Genomic DNA, 8489 nt, shown 5'->3' with positions numbered 1-8489 from the left:
ACGATAACGTTTTCCTTGAGACCGGTCAGGGTATCGATCTTGCCCTGCACCGCGGCTTCGGTGAGCACGCGGGTGGTTTCCTGGAACGACGCCGCCGAAACGAACGACTTGGTCTGCAGCGAGGCCTTGGTGATGCCGAGCAGCACCGGCTTGCCAGCGGCCACGCGACCATCCTGACCCAGCTTGGCGTTCTCCTCGTCCATTTCCTCGCGGTCGACCTGTTCGCCCACCAGCAACGTGGTGTCGCCGCTGTCGGTGATTTCCACCTTCTGCAGCATCTGGCGCACGATCACTTCGATGTGCTTGTCGTTGATGCGCACGCCCTGCAAACGATAGACTTCCTGGATTTCGGCGCAGAGATATTCGGCCAGCGGCTCGACACCCAGCACTTCCAGAATGTCGTGCGGGTTGGGGTTGCCATCGATCAGATAGTCACCACGGCGCACGAAATCGCCTTCCTGCACGGCCACGTTCTTGCCCTTGGGCACCAGATACTCGGCGACGTCCCCACCATCTTCCGGACGGATGTTGATGCGGCGCTTCGTCTTGTAATCCTTGCCGAATTCCACACGCCCATCGACACGCGCAATCACTGCGTTGTCCTTGGGGATACGGGCTTCGAACAGTTCGGCCACGCGCGGCAGACCGCCGGTGATGTCGCGGGTCTTGGCGGCTTCACGCGGAATGCGCGCCAGCACGTCACCAGCCGAAACATCCTGGCCGTCGGCCACCGAGAGAATGGCATCAGTGGCGAGCATGTAGCGCGCCGCTTCGCCGGACTGATCATCGAGCAGGGTGATGCGCGGACGCAGATCATCCTTCTTGTTGCTCGACTTCCACTCGGTAACGACCTTGTTGGCGAGGCCGGTGGCTTCGTCGACTTCTTCCTTCAGGGTCGTGCCTTCGATCAGGTCCTGGTATCGCACCTTGCCCGATTTTTCGGTGATGACCGGCAGGGTGTACGGATCCCACTCGGCCAGACGATCGCCCTTCTGCACCGTGATACCTTCAAGATGCGTGATGAGCGCACCATAAGGAATGCGGTGCAGCGAGCGTTCGCGGCCTTCGCTGTCACGCAGCACCAATTCGCCGTTGCGCGCCATCGAGACGTTGCGCCCACGGCTGTCGGTGATGGTGACAATGCCACGGAACTCGATGAGGCCGTCAACCGGCGCATCCAGCGTCGACTGTTCCGACACCTGCGCCGCACCACCGATGTGGAAGGTGCGCATGGTCAGCTGCGTGCCGGGTTCACCGATCGACTGCGCCGCGATGACGCCCACGGCTTCGCCCATGTTCACCGGCGTACCGCGCGACAGATCGCGGCCATAGCAGGTCGAACACACGCCGCCCTTGGTTTCGCACAGCAGCGGCGAGCGGATCTTCACTTCCGCCACAGCTGCCTTTTCGATGCGCGTCACGTCGGATTCGGTCAGCAGATCGCCGGCCGCTGCCACGACTTCACCGGTCTTGGCGTCGACAATGTCAACCAGCACGGTGCGGCCCAGGATACGCTCACCCAGCGACACGATGGTGTTGCCGCCTTCAACGATGGCCTTCATCACCATGCCGCGAGTGGTGCCGCAATCCTCCTCGACGACGACGCAATCCTGCGAAACGTCGACTAGGCGGCGGGTCAGGTAACCCGAGTTGGCGGTCTTCAGCGCGGTATCGGCCAGACCCTTGCGGGCGCCGTGGGTGGAGTTGAAATACTCCAGCACGGTCAGGCCTTCCTTGAAGTTCGACAGGATCGGCGTTTCGATGATCTCGCCCGACGGCTTGGCCATCAGGCCGCGCATGCCGGCCAGCTGCTTCATCTGGGCTTGGCTACCGCGGGCACCGGAGTGGGCCATCATGTAGATGGAGTTGATCTGCGCCTCACGGCCATCCGGCCGCTTCTTTTTGGCGCTGATTTCCTTCATCATTTCGCCGGCAACCAGGTCGCCGCACTTGGACCAGGCGTCAACCACCTTGTTGTACTTCTCGCCCTGCGTGATCAGACCGTCCTGATACTGCTGCTCGAAGTCCTTCACCTCGGCCTTGGTCTTGTCGACCAGCACGGCCTTGGCGGCGGGGATCACCATATCATCCTTGCCGAAGCTGATGCCGGCCTGGAACGCGTGGCGGAAGCCCAGCGCCATGATGGCATCGGCAAACAGCACCGTCTCCTTCTGGCCGGTGTGGCGATAGACGATGTCGATGACGTCGCCGATCTCCTTCTTGGTCAGCAGGCGGTTGATGGTTTCGAACGGCACCTTGTGGCTTTTTGGCAAGGTTTCGCCCAGCAGCAGGCGGCCCGGCGTGGTGTTCACGCGCTTCATATAGGGCTGGCCGGCTTCGTCGGTCTGCGGCACGCGAGCGATGATCTTGGTGTGCAGCGTCACGTTCTTGTTGAACAGCGCCTGGTGCACTTCCGACATCGTGCCAAAGGCCATGCCTTCGCCCGGTTCCTTTTCGGATTCCATCGACAGATAATACAGCCCCAGCACCATGTCCTGCGACGGCACGATGATCGGCTTGCCGTTGGCCGGCGACAGGATGTTGTTGGTCGACATCATCAGCACGCGCGCTTCCAACTGGGCCTCAAGGCTCAGCGGAACGTGCACGGCCATCTGGTCACCGTCGAAATCGGCGTTGAAGGCCGAGCAGACCAGCGGGTGCAGTTGGATGGCCTTGCCTTCGATCAGCACCGGTTCGAATGCCTGAATGCCCAGGCGGTGCAGCGTTGGCGCGCGGTTCAGCAGCACCGGATGTTCGCGGATCACCTCGTCGAGGATGTCCCAGACTTCCTTGCGCTCCTTTTCGACCCACTTCTTGGCCTGCTTCAGGGTCATCGAAAGACCCTTGGCATCCAGACGCGAGTAGATGAACGGCTTGAACAGTTCGAGCGCCATCTTCTTGGGCAGGCCGCATTGGTGCAGCTTGAGTTCCGGGCCGGTGACGATCACCGAACGACCCGAATAATCGACGCGCTTGCCGAGCAGGTTCTGGCGGAAGCGGCCCTGCTTGCCCTTGAGCATGTCAGACAGCGATTTGAGCGGACGCTTGTTGGCACCAGTGATGGTGCGGCCACGGCGGCCGTTATCAAACAGGGCGTCAACGGCTTCCTGCAGCATGCGCTTTTCGTTGCGCACGATGATGTCAGGCGCGCGCAGTTCGATCAGGCGCTTCAGACGGTTGTTGCGGTTGATGACGCGGCGATAGAGATCGTTGAGATCCGACGTCGCGAAACGACCACCATCCAGCGGCACCAGCGGGCGCAGCTCCGGCGGGATCACCGGCACCACCTGCAGCACCATCCATTCGGGCTTGTTGCCCGAATTGATGAAGCTTTCGACGATCTTCATCCGCTTGATGATCTTCTTCGGCTTCAGTTCCGACTTGGTGGTGCGCAGTTCCTCGCGCAGCACTTCCATCTCGCCTTCAAGATCGAGTTCCTGCAGCAGGATGCGGATGGCTTCGGCACCGATGCCAGCCTGGAAGGCGTCTTCGCCATATTCTTCCTGGGCGGTCATCAGCTCGTCTTCGGTGAGAAGATCGAACTTCTTGAACGGCGTCATGCCCGGATCGAGCACCACGTACTGTTCAAAATAGAGCACGCGCTCCAGCTGCTTCAGCTGCATGTCGAGCAGCATGCCGATACGGCTCGGCAGCGACTTCAGGAACCAGATGTGGGCAACCGGCGCGGCCAGCTCGATATGGCCCATGCGCTCGCGGCGGACCTTGGAAACGGTCACTTCCACGCCGCATTTTTCGCAGACGATGCCCTTGTACTTCATGCGCTTGTACTTGCCGCACAGGCACTCGTAATCCTTGATCGGGCCAAAGATGCGGGCGCAGAACAGGCCATCACGTTCCGGCTTGAAGGTCCGGTAGTTGATGGTTTCCGGCTTCTTGATCTCGCCGAACGACCAGCTGCGGATTTGTTCCGGGCTGGCGATGGCAATCTGGATCTGGTCAAACGTCTCGGGCTTGGCGGCCGGCGAGAAGAAATTGGTGACGTCGTTCATGGTTCAGTCTCCGTAAGGGGGCGTTGGGCGGCAGCGGGGCCGGTCGGAGCCGGCCGCGCGCAACCTCATTCCGCCTTTTCGTTGCTCTGCAGCTGGACGTTGAGGCCCAGCGACCGCATTTCCTTGATCAGCACGTTGAAGCTTTCGGGGATGCCGGCTTCAAACGTGTCGTCACCCTTGACGATGGCTTCATACACCTTGGTGCGGCCCACCACGTCATCGGACTTGACGGTGAGCATTTCCTGCAAGGTGTACGCCGCGCCATAAGCCTGCAGCGCCCACACTTCCATTTCCCCAAACCGTTGCCCACCAAACTGGGCCTTGCCGCCCAGCGGCTGCTGGGTAACGAGGCTGTAGGGACCGATCGAACGGGCGTGGATCTTGTCGTCCACCAGGTGGTGCAGCTTGAGCATGTAGATATAGCCCACGGTCACGCGGCGATCGAAAACATCACCGGTACGACCGTCGAACAGCTCGACCTGACCAGAGGTTTCCAGCCCGGCCAGTTCCAGCATGTGCGAAACATCGGCTTCCTTGGCGCCATCGAACACCGGCGTTGCCATCGGCACACCGCCAACCAGATTGCGCGCCAGTTCGATCACCGCGGCATCGTCGTAATCGGCGATGTCGAGGAGATACTGCGGTCCATAAATGGCCTTGAACAGTTCGCGGATCTCGTTGGCCGTCCCCGAAGCCATGGTCTGGTGGATATTCTCCAGCATGGCAGCGATCTTCTTGCCCAGGCCGCGCGCGGCCCAGCCCAGATGGGTTTCAAAGATCTGGCCGACGTTCATGCGGCTGGGCACGCCCAGCGGGTTGAGCACGATGTCGACCGGGGTGCCATCGGCCAGGAAGGGCATGTCTTCCTGCGGCAGGATGCGGGAAATGACGCCCTTGTTGCCGTGACGGCCGGCCATCTTGTCACCCGGCTGCAGCTTGCGCTTCACCGCGACAAACACCTTGACCATCTTCAGCACGCCAGGCGGCAGTTCGTCGCCAGACTGCACCTTGGTCTTCTTGTCTTCGAGGCGGGCGGTGATCGTGGTGTGGGCTTCATCCCACTGCGCCTTCAGGGCTTCCAGACCGGCCTGCGTGGTGTCGTCGGCCACGCCGAACTTCCACCATTCGCGGCGCGGCTGTTCTTCCAGCATGGCCTCGTCGATGGCGGCACCCTTCTTCACGCCCTTGGGCGCGGCAACCACTTCCTGACCCAGCAGCGCGGTGCGCAGACGGGCATAGGTGGCGCGATCCAGAATGGCGCGTTCGTCGGTGGCATCCTTGTCGAGACGCTCGATTTCCTCACGCTCGATCTGCAGGGCGCGTTCGTCCTTGTCGATGCCGTGACGGTTGAAGATCCGCACGTCAACGATGGTGCCCGAAACGCCCGGCGGCAGCCGCAGCGAGGTGTCACGCACATCGCTGGCCTTTTCACCGAAGATGGCGCGCAGCAGCTTTTCTTCCGGCGTCATCGGCGATTCACCCTTGGGGGTGATCTTGCCAACCAGAATGTCGCCCGGCTCCACTTCGGCGCCGATGTAGACGATGCCGGCTTCGTCGAGACGGGCCAGCGCGTCTTCACCCACGTTGGGAATGTCGCGAGTGATGTCTTCCGGGCCCAGCTTGGTGTCGCGGGCCATCACTTCGAATTCTTCGATGTGGATCGAGGTGAAGATGTCTTCCTTGACGATCTTCTCGTTGATCAGGATCGAATCTTCGTAGTTGTAGCCATTCCACGGCATGAACGCGACGAGCACGTTGCGGCCCAGCGCCAATTCACCATCCTCGGTGGACGGGCCGTCGGCGATGATGTCGCCCTTCTGCACCAGATCACCCACGGTCACCAGCGGACGCTGGTTGATGCAGGTCGACTGGTTGGAACGCTGGAACTTCATCAACGTGTAGATGTCGACGCCCGATTTGCCCGGCTCCACGTCCTGCGTGGCGCGGATCACGATGCGGGTGGCATCCACCTGGTCAACGATGCCGGTGCGCTTGGCAGCGATGGCGGCGCCCGAATCGCGCGCAACCGTGCCTTCCATGCCGGTGCCCACGAACGGGCTTTCGGCCTTCACCAGCGGCACAGCCTGACGCTGCATGTTGGAACCCATGAGCGCGCGGTTGGCGTCATCGTTTTCCAGGAACGGAATCAGCGACGCCGCAACCGATACCAGCTGCTTGGGCGACACGTCGGCCAGCGTGATGGTGCTGGCCGGAGCCATCAGGAACTCGCCGGCCTGACGGGCAGAGATCAGTTCCTCGACATAGGTACCGCCGGCATCGATGCTGGCGTTGGCCTGCGCGATGGTGTGGCGGGCTTCTTCCATGGCCGAAAGATAGACCACATCATCGGTCAGCTTGCCGTTATCCACCTTGCGGTACGGCGTTTCGATGAAGCCATACTTGTTGACACGGCTGAAGGTGGCAAGGCTGTTGATCAGACCGATGTTCGGGCCTTCCGGCGTTTCGATCGGGCAGATACGGCCATAGTGCGTCGGGTGAACGTCGCGGACTTCAAAGCCAGCGCGCTCACGCGTCAGACCGCCCGGGCCAAGCGCCGACACGCGGCGCTTGTGGGTGACTTCGCTCAGCGGGTTGGTCTGATCCATGAACTGCGACAGCTGCGAGCTACCGAAGAATTCACGCACCGCAGCCACCGCCGGCTTGGCGTTGATCAGGTCGTTGGGCATGACGGTGTCGATATCGACGCTGCTCATGCGCTCCTTCACGGCGCGCTCCATCCGCAGCAGGCCAACGCGATACTGGTTTTCCAGCAGCTCGCCGACCGAACGCACGCGGCGGTTGCCGAGGTTGTCGATGTCGTCGATTTCGCCCTTGCCGTCCTTCAGTTCGACCAGCGTCTTCACCACCGAGGCGATATCCTCGCGGCGCAGCACGGTCACATCATCCGGGCAATCCAGCGCCAGACGCATGTTCATCTTCACGCGGCCCACGGCCGACAGATCATAGCGATCCGGATCGAAGAACAGGCCATAGAACATGGCTTCGGCGGTTTCGCGCGTTGGCGGTTCGCCAGGGCGCATGACGCGGTAGATTTCAGACAGCGCATGATCGCGCTCTTCCACCTTGTCGGCCATCAGCGTGTTGCGGATCCACGGACCCACCGACACATGATCGATGTCGAGCAGTTCGATACTGCTCTGGCCGACCCGATCGATCTTTTCCAGATTCTCGGCGGTCAGTTCGTCACCAGCCTCGATGTAGATTTCACCGGTGGCTTCGTTGATCAGATCAAACGCCGAATAACGGCCGAAGATTTCCTCGGTCGGGATCAGCAGGCTGGTCAGGCCATCAGTGGTGGCCTTGCGCACCATGCGCGGCGTGATCTTGGTGCCCGACGGGAACACCACTTCGCCGGTTTCGGCGTTGACCACGTCGAACGTCGGCTTGGCATTGCGATAATTGGCTTCAACGAACGGCACCATCCAGCCGGCTTCGCCGCGGCCGCCATCCTTGTTCATACCGTGGCCGCGCACCCAGGTGACGCGATTGTAGAACAGGTTGAGGATTTCTTCCGAATGCCAGCCCAGCGCATAAAGCAGCGTGGTGACCGGCAGCTTGCGCTTGCGGTCGATGCGGACGTTCACGATGTCCTTGGCGTCGAATTCCAGATCCAGCCACGAACCGCGATAAGGGATCACGCGGGCAGCAAACAGATATTTGCCGCTGGCGTGCGTCTTGCCGCGATCATGATCGAAGAAGACGCCCGGCGAGCGGTGCATCTGCGAAACGATCACGCGCTCGGTGCCGTTGATGATGAAGGTGCCGTTGCCAGTCATGAGCGGCATGTCGCCCATGTAGACATCCTGCTCCTTGATATCGAGCACGGAGCGGGTTTCGGTATCGGGATCCACTTCGAACACGATGAGGCGCAGCGTGACGCGCATCGGCGCTGCATAGGTCATGCCGCGCTGGCGGCACTCGTCGGTGTCGTACTTCGGCTCTTCCAGTTCATAATGCACGAAATCCAGCTCGGCAGTGCCGGCGAAATCGCGGATCGGGAAGACGCTGCGCAGGGTCTTTTCCAGGCCGGAAACATAGCCCACCGCCGGGTTGGAACGCAGGAACTGCTCATAGCTTTCGCGCTGCACCTCGATGAGGTTCGGCATCTGCACCACTTCGCCGATATGGCCGAAGTTCTTGCGGATGCGGCGGCGGTTGTTGAACGGCTTCACGCCCTGGGGCGGCTTCATCTGGGTGGCCATGTGTTACGGTCGCCTTCTGGTCAAAATCTCGCTTCCGGCCGGTTGCCCGACAGGAAAAACAGCAAAAACCGCACGTCGCTCCACTGCTGCGGAACGTCGCACGGTCACTGGCGATGGAACCTGCGATTGCCCTTCCATTCGTCGCGGCCCGATCGCGCTACGGGCCGTGTCTCGAAAGGCAGCAGGCTGGCCGGGAATCAGATCCCGGTCAGTGATGAAGCGCAGATAGGCGTTTTGTTGGATTGGAGCAAGAGGG

At 61.3% G+C, this 8489-nt stretch carries 2 protein-coding genes; both read right to left on the bottom strand.

Features of this window, described 5'->3' with window-relative positions; all coding sequences use genetic code 11:
• On the bottom strand, positions 1 to 4010 hold a 4010-nt coding region (gene rpoC / locus RMO81_RS14970; RefSeq protein WP_310476728.1), incomplete at its 3' end, for a DNA-directed RNA polymerase subunit beta'.
• A gap of 65 nt (positions 4011 to 4075) precedes the next feature.
• The gene (gene rpoB, locus RMO81_RS14965; protein WP_310476727.1) at positions 4076 to 8233 is read right to left on the bottom strand and encodes a DNA-directed RNA polymerase subunit beta; all 4158 of its coding nucleotides are present in this window, start codon (positions 8231 to 8233) and stop codon (positions 4076 to 4078) included.
• Between the last annotated feature and the right edge of the window lie 256 nt (positions 8234 to 8489).

It is taken from the genome of Sandarakinorhabdus sp. (genome assembly GCF_031422795.1).
Classification (GTDB): domain Bacteria; phylum Pseudomonadota; class Alphaproteobacteria; order Sphingomonadales; family Sphingomonadaceae; genus Sandarakinorhabdus.
Note: the sequence above shows the minus strand (reverse complement) of the source record. Positions and strands in the feature narration are given on the sequence as shown.